At 37.2% G+C, this 767-nt stretch carries 1 protein-coding gene; it reads left to right on the top strand.

The annotated features are described in order from the left end of the window. On the top strand, positions 1-767 hold a 767-nt coding region (locus tag EZH24_RS12965; RefSeq protein WP_153227242.1), incomplete at both ends, for an HAD-IC family P-type ATPase.

The raw sequence follows: 767 nt of genomic DNA, 5'->3' as shown, positions 1-767 counted from the left end.
CTTATGAGCGTAGCCACATTCTTATGAGCGTAGCCACAATCGGCGCGATTATACTTCATGAATTTCCCGAAGCTTTAGCCGTTTTAATGTTTTATAGAGTCGGAAATTATTTTGAAGATATGGCGGTTAATAAATCGAAAAGAACGATTTCCGCTTTGATGTCAATTCGTCCCGATTCCGCGAATATAATAAAAGAAAACGGAAGTATAGAAAGAGTCGATATATCGAAAGTTAAGATTAATGACAATATAATTATAAATCCGTTTGAAAAAGTGCCTTTGGATTCCATAATTTACGAAGGAGAAAGTTGGCTTGATACAAAAGCGTTGACGGGCGAAAGCATGCCGAAAGCTGTAAAAATCGGAGACGAAGTTTTGGCGGGAACTATAAACGGAGACGTTTCGATAAAGGCAAAAGTCATAAGAGAATATGCCGAATCTTCGGTGGCTAAAATATTGAAATTGGTTCAAGATTCGCAAAATAGAAAGGCAAATATCGAGCAGTTAATAAGCAGATTTGCTGGAATCTATACTCCAATTGTCGTATTCGGCGCAATCGCTTTGACTATAATTCCGACTTTAATTTACGGAAGAGAATTTTTTAATAATTGGTTTCAACGTTCGCTTACTCTTTTGGTAGTTTCTTGTCCATGCGCGTTTATGGTTGGAATTCCGCTAACTTATTTTTCTTCGATTGGCAGAGCTTCAAAATTGGGAATAATGGTAAAGGGCGGAGTATTTTTGGATTTGCTTTCAAAAGTTCAAACC

It is taken from the genome of Brachyspira catarrhinii (assembly GCF_005518285.1).
GTDB lineage: Bacteria > Spirochaetota > Brachyspiria > Brachyspirales > Brachyspiraceae > Brachyspira > Brachyspira catarrhinii.
This window is presented reverse-complemented; position numbering and strand designations above follow the sequence as displayed.